Source organism: Bradyrhizobium sp. CCGB01 (assembly GCF_024199795.1).
Classification (GTDB): Bacteria; Pseudomonadota; Alphaproteobacteria; order Rhizobiales; family Xanthobacteraceae; genus Bradyrhizobium.
Window position 1 is genome coordinate 1,785,556 of record NZ_JANADK010000001.1, and the last position, 16,598, is coordinate 1,802,153.

General features: G+C 56.9%; 12 protein-coding genes, 1 pseudogene and 1 riboswitch. Of the genes and pseudogenes, 8 read left to right on the forward strand and 5 right to left on the reverse strand.

What is annotated here, in order from left to right:
* Positions 1-934: 934 nt before the first annotated feature.
* Positions 935-2,260: a DUF3422 family protein gene (locus NLM25_RS08085; RefSeq protein ID WP_254136611.1), complete on the forward strand. Its 1,326-nt coding sequence runs from the start codon at positions 935-937 to the stop codon at positions 2,258-2,260.
* A 132-nt stretch (positions 2,261-2,392) separates the two neighbouring features.
* On the opposite strand, the gene NLM25_RS08090 is transcribed toward NLM25_RS08085, so the two are convergent.
* A complete protein-coding gene (locus NLM25_RS08090; RefSeq protein WP_375167815.1) occupies positions 2,393-2,557 on the reverse strand; it encodes a hypothetical protein in 165 nt (54 codons plus the stop codon).
* 10 nt (positions 2,558-2,567) lie between these two features.
* Here NLM25_RS08090 and NLM25_RS44305 point away from each other — a divergent pair, with 10 nt between their 5' ends.
* On the forward strand, positions 2,568-2,777 hold the full coding sequence (locus tag NLM25_RS44305) for a CoA transferase (protein WP_309144919.1): 210 nt from the start codon (positions 2,568-2,570) through the stop codon (positions 2,775-2,777).
* 1,501 nt (positions 2,778-4,278) lie between these two features.
* On the opposite strand, the gene NLM25_RS08105 is transcribed toward NLM25_RS44305, so the two are convergent.
* Both NLM25_RS08105 and NLM25_RS08110 read right to left on the reverse strand, forming a co-directional pair.
* Positions 4,279-4,776 (reverse strand): hypothetical protein, encoded by a 498-nt coding sequence (locus tag NLM25_RS08105; protein ID WP_254136612.1) that lies wholly within the window; start codon positions 4,774-4,776, stop codon positions 4,279-4,281.
* A gap of 601 nt (positions 4,777-5,377) precedes the next feature.
* Positions 5,378-5,515, reverse strand: a complete 138-nt coding sequence (locus tag NLM25_RS08110) for a hypothetical protein (RefSeq protein WP_254116396.1) — start codon at positions 5,513-5,515, stop codon at positions 5,378-5,380.
* A 1,213-nt stretch (positions 5,516-6,728) separates the two neighbouring features.
* On the opposite strand from NLM25_RS08110, the gene NLM25_RS08115 reads away from it, so the two are divergent.
* The 5 genes and pseudogenes from NLM25_RS08115 (at position 6,729) to NLM25_RS08130 (ending at position 9,376) form a co-directional block, all read left to right on the forward strand.
* On the forward strand, positions 6,729-7,034 hold the full coding sequence (locus tag NLM25_RS08115; RefSeq protein ID WP_254116397.1) for a hypothetical protein: 306 nt from the start codon (positions 6,729-6,731) through the stop codon (positions 7,032-7,034).
* Between the two features lie 601 nt (positions 7,035-7,635).
* Positions 7,636-7,794, forward strand: a complete 159-nt coding sequence (locus NLM25_RS44310) for a 3-keto-5-aminohexanoate cleavage protein (protein ID WP_375166820.1) — start codon at positions 7,636-7,638, stop codon at positions 7,792-7,794.
* Between the two features lie 7 nt (positions 7,795-7,801).
* Positions 7,802-8,008, forward strand: coding sequence for a hypothetical protein (locus tag NLM25_RS44315; RefSeq protein WP_375167816.1), 207 nt, complete (start codon positions 7,802-7,804; stop codon positions 8,006-8,008).
* 36 nt (positions 8,009-8,044) lie between these two features.
* Positions 8,045-8,444: pseudogene (locus tag NLM25_RS44320) on the forward strand (3-keto-5-aminohexanoate cleavage protein).
* A 155-nt stretch (positions 8,445-8,599) separates the two neighbouring features.
* Positions 8,600-9,376: an MFS transporter gene (locus NLM25_RS08130; RefSeq protein ID WP_309143586.1), complete on the forward strand. Its 777-nt coding sequence runs from the start codon at positions 8,600-8,602 to the stop codon at positions 9,374-9,376.
* 552 nt (positions 9,377-9,928) lie between these two features.
* Here the strand turns inward: NLM25_RS08130 and NLM25_RS08135 are convergent.
* Together NLM25_RS08135 and metE are read right to left on the reverse strand one after the other, a co-directional pair.
* Positions 9,929-10,435, reverse strand: a complete 507-nt coding sequence (locus tag NLM25_RS08135; protein ID WP_254136614.1) for an avidin/streptavidin family protein — start codon at positions 10,433-10,435, stop codon at positions 9,929-9,931.
* A gap of 568 nt (positions 10,436-11,003) precedes the next feature.
* Positions 11,004-13,331 carry a 5-methyltetrahydropteroyltriglutamate--homocysteine S-methyltransferase gene (gene metE / locus NLM25_RS08140; RefSeq protein WP_254136615.1) on the reverse strand — a complete coding sequence of 776 codons (2,328 nt, stop codon included), beginning with the start codon at positions 13,329-13,331 and terminating at the stop codon, positions 11,004-11,006.
* Between the two features lie 99 nt (positions 13,332-13,430).
* Positions 13,431-13,656, reverse strand: a riboswitch (cobalamin riboswitch).
* A gap of 710 nt (positions 13,657-14,366) precedes the next feature.
* On the opposite strand from metE, the gene NLM25_RS08145 reads away from it, so the two are divergent.
* Positions 14,367-15,296: a TauD/TfdA dioxygenase family protein gene (locus tag NLM25_RS08145; protein ID WP_375167817.1), complete on the forward strand. Its 930-nt coding sequence runs from the start codon at positions 14,367-14,369 to the stop codon at positions 15,294-15,296.
* Positions 15,297-16,598: the final 1,302 nt, after the last annotated feature.

Genomic DNA, 16,598 nt, shown 5'->3' on the forward strand with positions numbered 1-16,598 from the left:
CTCTGCATTAGCCAAACTCGTCGGGCCGCCATACGACGAGTGCGGCTCGAATTACGGTTCAGCGATGTGCGGGAAATTCTATGAATCTGGTGTTGGCTGCTGGGTAGTTTATGCGCGTCTGGCTGGTGGGCATAGTGTCTATTGGTGGCTTAGCTGCGCTTGCCGACCTCGTTCGACGAGGTCGCTAACTAGCGGCTCAGAATGTTGCTTGAATTCACATTCGCTTAGCCGGAAATCATATGGGAACAAGTGAAGGCGGGGCTCGGCGCAGCATATTCAGCGTTCCGCTTTTTAACATCAAAGAGGCCATGACATTTGGCCCTTCGGCCGATCGTTAGAATATCGTAGATCCAAAGCGATCAACCGAAACGTCGATTGCAGCGGGACCACGCGAACCTTCGCTGGCTTAGGACGGGCCTCCCCCTGGCCGATCAGGCCCAATTCACCAATTTGAACGCCACGGCCCGCGGCGCTTGTCTCGATTGTTGTGCGGCGATGCTCGAGCCCGCGTATCGAACGACCTGATTTCAAAGCTAAAGAGGGGAATTTGCAATCCGATGATTGGCCGACGGACCTCGCCGGATCCGCCATTGGGTCGACAAGTCATCCGGGGTACCACAGCCATGGCGTAGCTTGGACCAAACCTGGTTCGAACGCACGTTGCTGGTGCATCTAGTGACTTGCGGAACCTCGCAGATCCGTTTGTTCGACATCGCGCGTCTGGCTGTCTGAGCGTGCACGGGCCGATGTCGGGAACTCACCAAGTTGTCGCCAGAGTGGCATGGGGTCCGAAAGACCACATGCGCGATCGTTTGTATGTCACTGGCGCAAATCCTGCACCGCATAATGGAAGACGGTGATCGCTTGCTCCCGGGTACACCCGTTTGCCGGCACAGATCATGGCGCCTTGCGTGATGCGGAATCGGGAGAATTCATGGACGAGCAATTGGATTTGGCATCATTCAAGCTGCACCCTGAGCGCGCCTCTGTGCTCGGCGAAGTCCATGCGCGCCCTTTCACAGGTCTTGTTTCGTCTCTCGGCATGGTCAGCTTCGTGTTTCTCGCAAAGGGTGATGATGCCGCACGCGATCGCCGCCGGTTTACCGATTTCTGTCGGGGGCACAAAGTGTCTCCGCCGGACCCGACGGCGAAACATCATCAGGTCGGATTTGGGCCGGTGGTGCTGCGCTGGGAGCAACACTCAGAATTTGCGACCTTCACATGGATCTGGAGCACCGCGAACAGTCCAGCCGCTCGTCAATTCGGGGACGTCAGCGAGGCCGCTCAATCACTCATCCGCGCACTATCGCAAACTGGAGAATTGCTCGCCGCGATCAAGTTGGAGGTAGAACGGGATGGTTGCCCAACAGAGCGCGCCGAGCAGATCTTTGACAACAGTAGTCTGGCGATGGTCAACGTCAAGGGCGGAGCAGGGGTCGTGGCCTCGGACTTTCGCGCTGACGACAAAGGTTTCACGAGAATTCTGGTCAGCGATCTCGGGCTGACGCCGCATGATCTCGGCGCGCTGGTGCAACGTCTCTTAGAAATTGAGACCTACCGCTCGCTGGCGCTGCTTGGTCTGTCGACCGCGCTAGAGCTTGCGCCATCGGTCGATCGAATCGATCGCCGTCTGGTCGAGGTGCTTGAGGAAATGCAGGGCGCGAAAGGGCTGAAACTCAACAATCATCTGCTTCAGGAACTGACGGCGTTGGCCGTGTCCTTCGAAAGAGACGTGGCCGGCAGCCTGTTCCGCTTTGGTGCCAGCAGAGCATACAACGAACTCGTGCAATCGCGATTGTCAATCGTTGAAGGTGAGTGCGTCTCAGGTGTTCCAACTTGGTCTTCCTTCCTGGCACGCCGTATGGCGCCTGCGATACGAACCTGCGCAACGATGGAGGAGCGTCAGGCAAATTTATCGGACAAGCTGGCACGCGCCGCCGATTTGTTGCGAACGCGTGTCGACGTTGAAATCGAAAAGCAGAATCGCGACCTGTTGCGGTCGATCAACGAGCGCGCGAGACAGCAACTTCGTCTGCAGTCGACGGTCGAGGGATTGTCGGTTGGAGCAATCGGATATTATGTGGTGAGCCTGTTTGCCTACCTAGCCAAAGGCGCTCAGGATGTCGGACTGCATGTAGAGCCCGCGTCCGTGACCGCCGCCTTCGTGCCGGTCGCCGTCGGCTTGATCTGGCTGGTCAGTTACAATGTGCGGAAACGGCACCTTAAGCCAGACGACGCGTCAGCGAGTGCTGGCGAGTAGTGTCGTGGTAGAGACATGTCGATCGCGATGTTCCCGCCGCACGGGCGAGGTCCGCACAAGTATATAGTCAGTTTAATGGGATGGCGCTCCTGCGTTCTGTCAATGCGCCCGCCCTGTGTACGGACGAAACCGTCAAGCTCGCCGCGGCGGCTCACACTCGCGAACCAGCGAAACTCGACCGCAAGCGCCGGTCGCGGTCTTCTTGAGACATATCGATATGCGACACAAGAGCTTGAGCGTCCGGCGTGCTTCCGCCGGGTCGATCTTGGTCAGGGCATAGCCGACATGGATGATCACAAAATCGCCAATGGGGAAATGCAGCCGTGATGGGAGTGTTGTCGGATCTGCGGGTCGTGGAGATTGGCAACTCGGCGGCAACCAGCGAGTGCGCGCGTTGTTTGCCGATTTCGGCGCGGATGTTCAGAAGATCGAGCCGCCGGCGGGCGCTCCACTTCGTTACTGTGCGCCGTTCACTCCGGTAGGTCAGAGCGCTTGGTTCGCGTTCCTGAAACTTTAATAAGTCATGCACGATCATCGATCCTGCTGACGCGAATGCGATCGCGCGGCTGACAGCAATGATCGACCATTTCGATATCCTGGTTGATGGCAGGGACATTGATCCGGCAAATTGTCCGCCGCCCATTGATCGCTGAGATCCGGCAGCGGCGATCCAGCTTGATTTACCTCCAAGCGAGCTGGTTCGGCAGCGAGGGTTCTTATGCAGGATTTGCCGAACCGATACGACCATCCGCGCGCTCGCTGGCCTCATCAAGCTGGTTGGTCCGGCCGAGGGCCCACCGTTGCACGCACCGGACTTCCAGACGGGTATCCTCGGCGACTGTGGGGTTCATCGCCGCCGCTTCATCTTGTCGCGCGAATGGGGGTGAAGCAGGACTGTCCTGGTCTGTCAGCATCTTTGAATCATGCCTCGCTCTCAGTGAAGATTGCGCCCTGCGCGTATTGCAGATAGGATCTAGTTCAAGGCACATGTCAACGGGCTGGTGCGATGCCAATGCGGAAGGCGCAAGGACGCACGCGGGACCTCCTACGAAGAGGTGTCGCCGATGCAGCTCCAGCGAGCCGTTCTGATGCCTTCCGACTCGATCACTTCATCGATATTGGCTGTTTGAGACTCAGATGCAGTGGTGGCTGGCAGCGGGTGTTTCCCGCTTCGTGTCTCGTATCTGGTAGAGCCCGCACGAGCGCCGCGGATGAAGGAAAGTCATCTCTCTTAGGCCAAATGGATGGCACACAGGAGTTGCGTGCACCTGCCGAGTAGGAAAGTTCGATTTTCGGGCTGAGCAACGTTCCGCACAACGTGCGGCAGAGTGCGCTTGGGCGCGCTTCGCAATCCGACCGATGGAGTCCGTTGCCCACTATCAAATGGAAGTACCGATGGATCGATCGTATCGATTGCATGAACAAACAGCGCCGCAGCAGCCCCGCACGAGCACATCGCTCGCGTTGACGGTCCGAATCCAAATGAATTCGGCCGGTGAGAGACACCTCAGCCAACGCCATTCGTCTGATCGGGACAAAGCAGCATCGCTTCTACGAGCAGAGTGAAATGCAAGCGCCTGGGGTCGGCGTTCGTGTCAATGCCACGGGTAACAGATTCCTGCAGACCTACGCCGACAGTTTATGGAAAACAACGTGCTCGCCCTGCGTGAATGCTCGCGTTAGCCCTCATCATGAGGCCAGACTCCACCAAATATGGTCGAAGTGTAGTTTAAGCCATTTGCTCTCTCCTGCTTGCATGTGCCGCAAGCGACAAGAACGGCCCGGAGACAAAAAAGTCTGATCCGGTCATTCCCGGCATAGGGTTGGTCAGAAGCTATCAGCGCAGGGCGCGTCCTAACAGGGCAAGTGGCTCGGCTCACCCAATGTAATGCGCGCTCCGCACAGTTTGTCGGACAGTTGTAGCCGGGCCGAACTGAAGACGGCGTCGCTTGCGTCAGAGGCGGTGGGCGTCGGTGCGAGCAATACTCGTAAGCGTCATGTACCAGCGGCACGCTACTCTAAGAAAAAGCTGTCATGTGGGCCTCCTGGTGGGGTAGCCAACTATTCATCGTTCCAGCCCCCCCTTCAATCCGTAGGGTCGGTAGCTGCCAGGAACCATAGTGAAAGTTAATGCCAGCCCCGGCTGGTAAGTTGAGCGTCCCCAAGGGAGGGAAGAGGACTGCAGGCCTGAACAACTCCGCGCTGCCGAACAATGGAAGGAGACCTTTTGTGGCTTCACGCGAATAGATCACATCCTGCGCAGCCCGCTGCGTGGCGTCTTTCATCCAGACCTGAAGAAGGCCAATCTGATCGGTTGAGGAACTCGTGGAGCTAATTTTTCCAAACACTTCCATCGCCTGCGTGGATTCAGTTTGAACTCGCTCCTGCCAATGACAATAGATATCAAGAAGTTTTTTCGAGAATTCCGTCTGCGTTCCGATGGATCGCTTGGCAAAGTCGTGAAATGCGCTTGTTGAGATGCCAAACTCATCGTTGAAATTGCTTTGCTTCGTCATCACGATCTCCTTGTTATGATTGCCAGCGTTGGTCTCCAATCTATCCCAGCAATATCCGCGCCACTAATGAGGTTGTGGGAGCACTTCAGATGCATATGTGCTTTGCACGAGCACTGCTGGAACGTGTCGACTTTCGTGTAGAGGTGTGGACATCCGTGGCTCTGGACGGACAGACGTGAAGATCTGCCGGCGCTTCGAGTTTTGCGTGGATGCTGTACAAGACAGAATACGGTGCCTAGGCTGATCGACCTCATGAAGAATTGCGAGACTGCCAATGATGCGGTGTGGCAGACAGGCGCATTCGTCAAGCGATCAAATGCCTGCCCCTAATAACGCTATTCTCAGGTATCGAGGCCGCGGGCCCGAGGACTGCACTTCCGACAGATCAAGGAGTGATTGAACCGCGGACCAGGGCAGGACGTTCATCGTTGCCGCGGTCTGGCTGATCAGCCGTTCGCCGGAGCGGCATTTTCCCCACTGCCGTCCCTCTCGTACTCGCGAATAAGTTAGCTGTGTCGCGCGGGGGCAACCGTCTTCAGGTCGTTTAGCGCGCGTCTAGCTTCCAGATCGGCGTCTTGGCGGTAGCGGCCCTCGATCTTGTTCACCGCGTCCACCATGCTTTTGGCCGCCGCAGGAAGGACTCCAGCGAAGGTGTCTGTCCGAGTGCCTTCGCGAGCATGCTGAGTTTTTGATCAAGTTCTTTAACGGCTTCGGAAAGCGCGCCGAACCATTCGGTCATGCTTATCTTTTTGGCCAAATCCTGGTCGAATCGCGCGCCAACGTTGGCCTCCAATGTCCTGAGTCACTGCCCCGCTCAGCGGTGCAAAAGAATGGAAAGGAGTACCACGAGAATTAATTCGGATTTGACATCGATATCTTCTCGACCATCGAGATGGTGGCGCTCTTTGTCATGTTCGAGAAATTGGCGTGCCAATCAACCGGTTGTGATCACTACACGAAAAAACAGCCCGCAGTCGACCTCCATCGAGTGCTCAGGAAAGGGCTTGCGTTGCACAAGTACCAAGCTTGTTAAAAGGAAAAGACGGACTACATGGCTGTCGTGATCGGTAAACCGTCAAATAATTTCGATTAAGAGCGGAGCCAAAAATATAGAAAGTTGGAGAGGCTTCTACACCGGCATTGATGGGCGCGGCTCCGCGCTAGTGCTGAGACGTCCTTGCGACTGAGCTGATAATCGACAATCGTTGCGAAGCTCGTTGGGGTGGTACGGTCGGCGCGGGCCCCGAATTGTGCCTTCTTTGCGAGTTGGTCGTCGGCATTGGGTGCGATCACTCGTTCATAGGCGTTCGGGAAGTGACTCTTTTTCGACAAGAATCGAGAAGCGCTTCGGCGTGCACTCGAGCGGGCATCGCCCGAGAGGGTAGGGACGTCGACATCGGCTGGTTTTCGTGTGAACGACCGCTGGAGCCACGCGACCGCGAAACATTGATCTTCGGCAGTAAGGAGGCATCCGACCGTTCGCCGCAAAGCAAATCGAAGCCCAGCTAGATGAGTCGGTCGACAATCCATGAGCTGAGTGGTTTGGCAATTGGTCTTGGTCTTGCTCCACTGCTTATCGGCTGGGCCGCCCGGATTGTCCGCCGCGGAGCACGGGCATGCACGGATACTTCAGTGTATCAAGCAAGTGATATCGAACGCGCCACCACCCATCGCGAGTACAGATGAGACTCGGATTGGTAATCATTGCGATTCAGTCAGGAAGCTGACAATCGGCAACAACAACCTTCGAGGCGGTTCGCGCTGACGCGTGCCGCTGCGACCCGACCAGGTGGTGCATTGGCATCACCATCGACGCTGAGCGCCGCGAGATTTAACGGATTCAAAAGGGTTCGGACAATGCCAGCCTGGGCCGAATCTTCCGCGCCGACATCGACATCCCGGACGGTGAGAGCCCAGCAAACCGCTCTGACGTCGAGGCGCTGTTTGAAGGCTTGCCTGAACCAATCCACCTTGAGTTCGATCTCGCGAACCGCGTCCTCTATTTGACGGACCGCGGCGATCTTCCGCGGGGCAATACAGTCAATCGCGCGCGCGTCGACACCAAAACGGAACCGGAAATTCTTATCACTCACCTAATGGAGGGCATTGGCATCGCACTCGACGTTCCCGGTGACCAGATGTTCATCATCGACCTGGCCGGGTCGATGTATTCCGCCGATCTCGATGGAAAGAACAAGCGCAATCTCCTCTGGTCCCGGGGCAATTTCACTGGCATCGCGTGTGCCGCTAACGCATAGAGGCAATGAAATGGCTGGAACCAAGCCGATGTACGAACGTCGCGGTTGGTCGCCAGCTGTCGGCGCGAGCTGGGGGCTGTTTGCCGCCAGGAAAGCACAGATCGGCGCAAGCGACGTGGCAGCAAACGCAGAACGTGCGCTGACACAGTTCGCGGCGGCCCCGCAGTCGAACTGCCGGGTTTCGCATTCAAGGTTCCACACCCCACCCGGAAACTCCGCGATCTCACTAGCACAAGCTGCCGGCGGCTCCGTTTTCCTGCAACTGTCCGAATAGCTCAGCTCAGCGGGCTATTGAGCTGCTCTTCCCTCACACGAGCATGGTGTGGAGGTCGCGGCCGTGTTTCGGCGAGCCAACTGCTCCGGAGAGTGAACGCCACGCCTTGGAGACGTGAGCCTGTTGCAGAGGTCACCTCCAAATCGGCGTCATTGTCAAAGCGTTCCCAAGGCAAGTTCGCCAGATCCGCCCATAGATGACTTAAGCCCTCGATGACAGGAGACGCAGTAAGCAGTTTGAGAGCAAAGTCATTGTCACAATTGCTCCAACTGGAGGTGTGGTGAAAAAAAATCGCACAATCCGCACCTGCCGACCCAGCCTAGCTAGATGGCCGAGGATGTGTACCGGTGCTATGATGCGGGTGCATCTATCGTGGCGCCGCATGCGCGCAGGCGGGACGACAGTGCGACCTGTAATCTGGAAATCTACCAAGACATCAACGCCCAAGTGCGGCATCATCAACAACAGTACGGGCGAGGGCATTGATGGAGATATGGTGCGATCGATAGAATCAGGTCTCGATGAGGCCATATTCGAGGAGCGTCTAAAAGGTATCGAGGCCGGCGCCGACATAGCGACATTTGACGCGCACAGCGTTCTAGCCTGCGTTGGTAATCGCGAGATTGTCGTGAACACCTCGCCCACCCGCTGCGACATCATGGCAAAACGATTCCAAAAGATGGGCATCAAACCTGAATGAGAATGTTTCTTACTTTCCCATTTTCTCCAAGATCCGATACGCCTCATCAATAAGGGGTTCGAAAAACCTCCCTATTGGATCAATTTCGTTCCTGGTGCCGAGCGCGGAATTCAGGGCGGCTTGCCTTACACCCCGCAGATTCTCGATACGATGATCGGAAATCTTCCAAAAGGAGCCATGTTTTGCGTTAGCGGAATCGGTCGAGCTCAGCTGCCGGCAACAACTCACGCGGTGCTTGCCGGAGGTTCACGTCCGCGTCGGGTTGGAGGACAATCTGTACCTCGAACAGGGCGTGCTTGCCACTAACGTGCGGCTCGAAGAGAAGACAGTAAGGGTTATCCGAGAACTTGGGTACGAGCCCGCAACCGTAGTGGAAGCTCGCGCGATGCTTGGGCCTCGCGCCTCGCAAATTATCCAAATAGCACCGCCACCCTAAATCCGAAGCAGCGTCATCCCGGCGTCATCTGGTACATCTCCACCTGGTTTCCGGCGCGATCAAGAAACGGGCGTCGTCGCCTGGTTTATGGCTGCAACGCCGCTGTCCGCGTTAGTCGGCAATCCACTCTCGCTTCGCTCCTGGAAACGGACGGAGTGTGGAGACTGGCTGGCTGGCAGTGGATGTTCCTGATCGAAGGCCCTCCGGCTTGCCTGCTCGGGGTCCTATGCCTCGTTCTGCTTGCCGATACGCCGGAGAAGGCCTCTTGGCTCACGCCTACAGAGCGCAATGCGTTGCTGAACGAACTTGCAAGCGAGAAGCACGAGAAGGTCGAGAGGGATCTCTGGGCCGCAATAAAGGACGCTCGCGTGTCAAAGTTGACGGCGATCACCTTCGCTTTCACGATCGGCTCCTATGGGATTGGCATCTGGCTCCCTCTGCTTCTAAAGGACCAGAACTTGAACAACATGCAGATCGGGTGGCTCTCGGCCGTGCCCTATCTTTTTGTGACATTTGGCATGTTGCTCTGGGCGCGCTTTGTTTATCGCAAAGGGCATAAGATCTACGATCTGATCGCCGCATTGATGCTAGGCGCGACCGGCCTCGTGTTTTCGGTAGTGCTCGCGTCGCTTATATCGACGCTCATATGCATGACGCTCTCTCTGATCGGCACCATCTCCGCGCGGTCAGTCCTCTACACGATCCCACAGAGTTTCCTTGCTGGCGCCGCTGCCGGCGAAGGTATCGCGTTCATCAACTCTATTGGTGCTTTTTGCGCCTTCGTCGGCCCGTACATGCTCGGCTTCCTTAAGGATAGGACCGGATTCTTTGACATTGCCATGATCGCAATGGCAATCACGCTAGTTGTTGCAGCGGGCATCGCAATCAGTCTTAGGCTGGTGCTCCCGTACGATGATCACGTTCCTGTTTGAGCAGAACACTTAAGTTGAGGACGTTCCCGGTAAGGTGTGTCGCAAGGCGGCGTCTCCTGTGAATTCGCATTGCGAGTGAGATCAGGATCGGAGCACTTCCAAACGCGTACATCGCCAGGATCGAGTTGCTCATTAAAAAAATTACCAGCCCAAAACCGGCACGCAAAAATGGCCATTACGTTCCACCAAACGGAGTAGATTCTTGCGCCTGCGCGCCGCGCTTTCGGCTGGTTTCCGGCCACTAACCTCTTACCACCGATATCTGCTTGATCAGCTTGCGAACTTTCCGCGATCGGCGAGCTCTAGGTAAACACCGAAGTTCAGAATCCAACGGAACGTCTCGCGACTTGGCGGCGGTTTAACTGCAACAGGCGATCCATTTCGCACATTGAATCGACGATACGCTGAGCCTGCGCGTCCTCAAACGAATAAAACCGCGCCCGAATAGATCAGGCCGTCGGGCGCGGCAAGGCCCCATCTCGAAATCGCTAACCAATCAGTGCGGATGAACTGTCCGTGATACGTTCCTTCCCGCGCCCGTGGCAGGTCATGTCATTTGCGATTCTTTGTATTCGAGAGCTTCTCGCCTGCGCCTCCCTTGGCCGCCTCTCCGGCAGCGGACGGAAGCTTTGATTTGTCGCCGCTTGCGAAAGCGAAAGTGTCCGCGCCAGCGCTGATGCCATTCCACGCCACCGCTTCGGCGAGTGAAAGTAGCCAGAGTCCCTGAAATCCCGAGGTAGCGTTCAGCTGTCCCGTCCACACGGTTGTCGAGCCGCAACCTGCAAAATTCACCGAAAAGCTGATCGCCGTGCCAGTGTTAGTCTGTGCGAGCCAGCCTGTCATCAACTGAGGCGCACCTTCGTCGCAGCTATTGCCCGCATTGTTCGTGTAAGTGCCGGCAATCGCACCTGTGTTCGCATTGTAATTCTCAACCACTAGGGTTGAGCCGTATTGGTTGATCCAGGTCCAGATCGGTTGCGCCGCTGCAGGCGCCGTTGGAAGTACACCTAGGCAGGCCGCACCGATCCAGTTCGTCAATTTCCACTTTGCTTGAGACATTTCCGACTCCATACCGCTTCAGTAACGAATCGACTTGGTTATAAAACTCGACGTAGGTAATTCAAACGAGCGATTTGACGTGGTAGCGCTAGCAGGTTGAGATGTGATCGACGTTTGCAATTCCGTTAGGCAAAGGCAAAGTGGTGCGGTTAGTCAGACGCGGGCGGCTGACCCGTGACCGGCCGATCTGGTTGCTTTAGCTGTCCGCAGGTCTGCGCCTTGTACGGCAATGGGGGTAGCACACCGGTCGGCCGCGTCAGTAACGATCCCACGGAGTCCCTCTAGGTACTGCGAGGTGTGGCCACCGCGTAAGTGGGACTAGTCCAGGTGCAGCCCGATGCTTGAGGCGTGTGATGGAAAACGTCGCCGGTGACTTTTCACGAATATGCAATCTGATGTGTTATTGTTCGTACTAGCTGTCGAACACAGGGTTATCGGCATGGCCGCGGAGCCTCCGATAAACCCGTCTTCGTCGCTCCCGCCGGCGAAGCTGCTGCGGGGGCAGTTGCGGGTGGATCCGACAAGCTCCGTCGAACGAACGCGGCTCTATGGTAAGGTCACGCTGGAATCAGCAGGCCTTGCGCAGTTCGCGGGCGGCTGCGACCATGTTGGCCAGTGCCGGACGCACTTCGTCCCATTTGCGAGTCTTCAAGCCGCAATCCGGATTGATCCAGAGCTGTGAGTCCGACAGCCGTCGGCGAGCCAGCGCGATCAGATCTCCCATCTCATTGGCTTCCGGAACGCGAGGCGAGTGGATGTCATAGACGCCGGGGCCGATGTCGTTCGGGTATTTAAACGCCGTGAATGCATCAAGCAGCTCCATCTTAGAACGGGACGTTTCGATCGAGATGACATCCGCGTCCATCGCGGCAATTGCGTCGATGATGGCGTTGAACTCCGAATAGCACATGTGGGTATGGATCTGCGTTGCATCGACGACGCCGGACGAGCATATGCGGAAGCTGTCCACTGCCCAGTCCAGATAAGGCTTCCACTCGGATCGGCGGAGCGGCAAACCTTCGCGAAGCGCAGCCTCATCGATTTGGATCATGGTTGCACCGGCCTTTTCGAGGTCGGCGACTTCGTCACGGATCGCGAGCGCGATCTGTCGGCAGGCCTCGCTGCGCGGAATGTCGTCACGGACGAACGACCAATTCAGGACCGTCACGGGCCCCGTAAGGATTGCCTTCATAGGCCTTTTGGTCAACGATTGCGCGTAGCTCCACCACCGAACGGTCATCGGCTTCGGCCGGGAGACGTCACCGAACAGGATCGGAGGGCGAACATAACGAGAGCCGTAAGACTGTACCCAACCGTGCTTGGTGAACACGAATCCGGAGAGCTGCTCAGCAAAATATTGGACCATATCGTTGCGCTCGAACTCGCCGTGGACGAGCACGTCGAGCCCGATGTCTTGCTGCCAGTGGACGGCGTGAGCCGTTTCCTTCTTCAGAAAGTGTTCATACTGTACGTCTGTCAACTTCCCACTGGCATGGGCCGCGCGGGCCTTGCGAACTTCGGTCGTCTGCGGGAATGATCCGATCGTCGTCGTGGGGAAAAGGGGCAGGCCGAATCGCTTGCGCTGAATTTCGGTCCGGCTCGCAAACGCGCTATTGCGGCGGCGCATATCATCGCCAATCGCGGCCGTCCGCTGCGCGACGGCCGTGTCATGGATTTTTGAGGATACTCGGCGAGCCGTTGCCGCAAGGTCTGATTCGGCAAGCGCGGCGACATTCTCATCGCCCGCAAGCGTTTTCGCCAAGGCCGCGAGTTCCCCGATCTTCTGAACCGAGAATGCAAGCCAGCTCTTCACGTCCAAATCGAGCTCGGTCTCGAGCTCAAGGTCGATGGGGACGTGTATGAGCGAACAGGAGGGCGCCAGCTGCAGGCGATCCTTGCCGAGCCTGGCAACGACGGGCTTGAGCCGGTCCACAAGCGCCGACAGGTTGGAACGCCACACGTTGCGACCATCGATCACGCCGAGCGAAATCATAAGGTCCGCGCGGGCGCCGAATTCAATCTGATTCAATTGTTGGGGAGCGCGAACAAGATCGACGTGCAGTCCGGCCACAGGCAGCTCCAGAGCGGTCGACAGATTGTCGCCGATCGCCCCGAAATAAGTTGCAACCATGACCTTAATGCCAGGTACGTCGTCGGCGAGACGCTTATAGGCGCGCTGGAGCGCATTCCGCGTGGTCTCGTCAAGATCAATCACAAGGCACGGCTCATCAAGCTGAATCCACTCGGCTCCGCGTTTCGCTAGTTCCTTGAGTACCTCAACATAGACCGGCACGAGGCTATCGAGCAGCGAAATCGGATCAAAAGTCAGATCGGCGCCCTTGCCAAGCTTCAGGAAGGTGACTGGTCCTACCAGAACAGGACGCGTCTGATAGCCAAGGGCTTTCGCCTCCTCATATTCCTCGATCGGCTTTCGGGAGGAGAGCCTGAAGGTCTGACCTTGATGGAATTCGGGCACCATGTAGTGATAGTTCGTATCGAACCACTTGGTCATCTCCTGCGCGGCAGAGGGGCGGGCATCATCGGCGTGGCTGCAACTCGCTTCATGATCCTCGGTTTGCGAGCCGCGCGCCATAGCGAAATAAGTCTTCAGCGAAACCGGACCGCCGTCCCAGCCATACGCTTCCGGAATGGCACCAACCATGACGCTCGTGTCGAGAACCTGATCGTAGAGTGAAAAGTCATTTGACGGGATGACGGTGACGCCAAGCGAGTTCTGACGCGCCCAATTTGCGACACGAAGACCGGCTGCAGTTTCAAGAAGCTGCTGGTTGCTGATCTTACCGGCCCAGAAGCCTTCGAGTGCCTGCTTGAGTTCGCGGCGTGGCCCGATACGTGGCATGCCGAGTGTTGCGACAGGAAGTGAGAGAATAGACATAGCTTTAACCCCATTGTTTGGGGGGCAGCCATGGCGGACGCAGGCAGGAGGGCTGCGAAGCGCCTGCTGCTTTAGCGTACCACCGGACACCCCGCCCGTGGACGATTATGTTGTCGGGGCAGGTCTCCTGGCTCGCAGGTCATCGCCTACATCCGGTCTTCCCGAAGCGTCTGCTTCAGTGACACGTGTGAATGCAGGCTCGCCGCTTACAGTTGCGGGGGCAGCGCCGGCATTACTTCGATCCCGAAAGGATCCAGAGCGCACCGGCTTCCCTCTTAGCTCCAGATCAGGCGAGACCTGAAGAACCTCGACGCCTTCGATTATCTGTAACCTAAGGATTACGTCAACCTCATGATCACCTTTTCCGCGGCATGCTGGCAGGTATGAGGTTCTTAAGTCCGTGGCAATCAATGGTGTAAACCTCTGCGCTTGCATCAGCCCGACGAGCTTGGCCGAAAAACGCTAACCTTGCGCCGTAACGTGTTTCCTAAGCCTTGTTCGCCCCGGAGCGCTGGGGGAAGGCCATATGATCGCGTCGCCGATGGTGTTGGACCTCCGACGCTGTGAGGACGGTAACACCGATCGAACAACTCTACTCTTGGGACTTCCGATCGCATGAGATTAGCACTGCGGCTCTTTAGCGCTGAGCTTCCCATCAGGATCGATCTCACGGGCCCTCTCTCATTCCTCTATCCACCCGACTGGTGTTTTTTTGCGCGTTCGGCGCTGAACGGAGCTGCAATTTCTGCATCAATTGGCCAGCGAGTAGTAAAGCCTATGCCTCAGTCAACTACCAATGTTAGCAATTGATCCAACTGACAGATTCGGTCAATCAATAGATAAGAAACCGTCACGCAGGCCAGACCTCACCTCTTCGAGACCCCGAAGCGCGCATAAATCGGCTCCTCGGGGTCACTCGGTTTTGACGGATTGGCGCTATGCTGTCCGCAACGTGGCGTTCGACAGGTTCTATCCCAGCTGAGTAGCTTGGTCTGGCGATCGAACCGCAGATCTCTCAATTTGGAGAGTGCCGCTGTGAATGCAATGATCGTCTCGGATAGTGTCATTCCTCGCGCCGACGTCATCAAACGCGCAGCGCGCATCGGCGCAGAAATTCGAAAGGTCAAGCTCTCGGGCGATCTGCCCGACCAAACGATCGCCGCCATCAATGAGCTGTTGCTCGAGCACAAGGTTGTCTTCTTTCGCGACCAAGGACATCTCGACGACGCCGAACAGGAGCGCTTTGCTCTTCGTTTCGGAAGTCTGGCGGCTCATCCGATGCGCGGTGCCATTAATGGAACAGCGTCGATCATCGAGCTTGATTCGGCTCGCGCCGGTAGCCGAGCCGACCTGTGGCACACGGATGGAACGTTCGTCGATGCCTACCCCAAGATAGCGGTGCTGCGCGGCATTGTGATGCCATCTTTCGGTGGCGATACAGTCTGGTCAAATGCCGTCACGGCTTACCTCGACCTGGCACCGCCGCTGCAACGGCTTGCGGACAAGCTCTGGGCCTTCCACAGCAATGCATTCGACTACGCAATAATGCCCCGCGCCAGCGAGCTCGATAAGAAGCACTTGGACGAAGTCTTCACGAAAACGGTCTATCAGACGGAGCATCCTGTCGTGCGCGTCCACCCTGAGACCGGCGAACGCACGCTGGTGCTCGGCGCCCTAGTACAACGTTTTGTTGGCATCCCAAAATACGACGGTCAGAAGCTGTTTGATCTGTTTCAGTCCCATATCACTGTGCCCGAAAACACTGTGCGCTGGAGCTGGAAGGAAGGTGATGTAGTGGTCTGGGACAATCGCGCCACGCAACATTACGCGGTGAATGATTACGGCGACCAGCATCGCGTCGTTCGTCGCGCCACAGTCGCAGGCGAGATACCCATCAGCATCGATGGTCAGAGCAGCGTAACCCGCATAACAGCGACCAAGAAGCCTGTGGCAAAGGTCGCTTAGCGGGTCTACAGGATGGATTGCCCGCAAAACAGGCAGGGCAGTCTCTGCTTAGTCCGCCTATCGCTGCATCATGCCAACGGTCATTGACCGCCGTGGTGCTAGCTCTCAGATTAGAAGACGCATCGATTCCTGAAAGGCCCCATTGGCTTGACCAGCTGTGGGATTGTAAGAAACGAACTGCAAGCGGCGGAACTTGGGTTGCGTTGCGGCTGCACAGAGCGCGATTCCTTCGAAAAAGAGGTATCGTGCAAGTTTATTGGGCCTAATGACTTCCTTACATCGGGCTCTCGATCGGCTTGCTTGCTCGCGTGCGCTGGCCTCGACTCTTGTCGAGCCTCTGCCGGACCTGCTGAATAGCAGTCAGTATGTATTTTGTTCATCTCGGACAAGTTCTAACACCGCCCATTGGATCGCAATATTCAGCAGATCGCCACACGATGCCTTCATCCATCTGCACGAACTACTATACTCAGCAAGGCCGATTTGCGGTATCGAAAGTGTTTCCACCGGAACGCGTCCGTGGCTTTGAGAAGCAAGTTATGAGCGGGGAAGCTCACTTCTTCCAGCAGACGTACCGCTCCAAGTCTTCATGAGCGGCGATGTCGAGAGCACGCTTTGCGCGCCTCTGTGTCTGTAAGCTCACCCCCCGACGTAGTCCTTGAACAAGTTGTAGGCGCAAGATGCCGCGCAGAAGCGGCCGCTCTTTGATTATGCGCCCGTTGGTGTTTGACGACACGAATCGGAACGCAACGCACTGCGCTGGGTCACCTACCAACCTTGGTGATTGATGGAGATGGGGGACGCATGGCACTCGTGGGGCAACGAAATCGGCGCCTTTCACGCTAAGGGAGTCGGGATGCAAGCGAGATCTGGTCGCGTTACGGGCCTGATGGATCTGCTATCTCGTCATCTCAGCAATGAGATCTGCTCCAGCTGCTTTCTCTCCCGCCTCATTGAAGCTGCTAATGAATCATCTTGCGCGATCGTCGAGCGCTGCTCAGGCTTCAAAGGTGTTGAGGCTCCGGCCCCGTCGATTGCTTTGCCTTGCGGCTAGCGCGCTGGACACGAGGGTTCGTGCAGTCAACACGCAGAGATGGTTTGTTGTGGCACTATCTCTCGCGGCGAGCCCCGTCGGAGGCGCGGCGCCGGCAAAAGCTACCAACGTGCCTGGCCCCAAAAGCGGCACTTCAAGTGAAGTTACTCAAGAAAGAACTCAAAATAAGAATCGTCCGGTTGTCAGATCCCGAGGCGTCTGGTCCCAAGCAGTAGCGTATCCCACCGATGGCTCGGCGCCCGTAGAGA

Bases quoted from the DNA above. Each gene is read 5' to 3' on its own strand.
- metE (WP_254136615.1), bottom strand. From the start codon at position 13,331: ATGTCTATTCTCTCACTTCCTGTCGCAACACTCGGCATGCCACGTATC.
- NLM25_RS08085 (WP_254136611.1), top strand. From the start codon at position 935: ATGGACGAGCAATTGGATTTGGCATCATTCAAGCTGCACCCTGAGCGC.
- NLM25_RS44315 (WP_375167816.1), top strand. From the start codon at position 7,802: ATGGTGCGATCGATAGAATCAGGTCTCGATGAGGCCATATTCGAGGAG.
- NLM25_RS44305 (WP_309144919.1), top strand. From the start codon at position 2,568: ATGGGGAAATGCAGCCGTGATGGGAGTGTTGTCGGATCTGCGGGTCGT.
- NLM25_RS44310 (WP_375166820.1), top strand. From the start codon at position 7,636: ATGGCCGAGGATGTGTACCGGTGCTATGATGCGGGTGCATCTATCGTG.
- NLM25_RS08135 (WP_254136614.1), bottom strand. From the start codon at position 10,435: ATGTCTCAAGCAAAGTGGAAATTGACGAACTGGATCGGTGCGGCCTGC.
- NLM25_RS08110 (WP_254116396.1), bottom strand. From the start codon at position 5,515: ATGACCGAATGGTTCGGCGCGCTTTCCGAAGCCGTTAAAGAACTTGAT.
- NLM25_RS08105 (WP_254136612.1), bottom strand. From the start codon at position 4,776: ATGACGAAGCAAAGCAATTTCAACGATGAGTTTGGCATCTCAACAAGC.